Source organism: Methylobacterium nigriterrae, from assembly GCF_037106235.1.
Classification (GTDB): Bacteria; Pseudomonadota; Alphaproteobacteria; order Rhizobiales; family Beijerinckiaceae; genus Methylobacterium; species Methylobacterium nigriterrae.
Genome location: NZ_JBAWTG010000559.1, coordinates 1 through 441, shown reverse-complemented (window position 1 = coordinate 441; position 441 = coordinate 1). Strand labels below are relative to the sequence as shown.

General features: G+C 68.7%; 1 protein-coding gene. It reads left to right on the top strand.

Features of this window, described 5'->3' with window-relative positions:
• Positions 1–134, top strand: a 134-nt coding sequence (locus WDW90_RS38240) for a PLP-dependent transferase (RefSeq protein ID WP_336492892.1), incomplete at its 5' end; no start/stop codon positions are given.
• Positions 135–441: the final 307 nt, after the last annotated feature.

Genomic DNA, 441 nt, shown 5'->3' with positions numbered 1-441 from the left:
CCCACTCGGGCGTGCCGAAGGCGGTGCGCGATCGCCTCGGCGTCACGGACGCGACGATCAGGGTCTCGATCGGGATCGAGCATCCCGACGATCTGGTGGCCGATCTGGCGGCGGCTCTCGCAACCCTCGGTTGAGCGCTGCTGAAGACTTTGGGTCGGCTCTGCCGAGACGGCCGTTGGGCCACCGCCGCCATCCGCCGCGTGGTCCGCTGGGAAAACGGGCCGGTCATGGTAGGAAAATTATGGTGTTGTCGTTTCTCTCCCTGGTCGCGATTGGCCCCGGCTGGGCCTGTCCCGCCCCGGGGCGGTATCCCGACTGTCGATCGGGTCGAGCGGGCCGGCGCTGACATCGGCCTGCACCCGAGATCTGAGCGCCCGAGCCGCTCACCTCGCATCACTGGCAGCGAACACCTCGATCCCGCGGATGCGAGCCTTCGTCCGC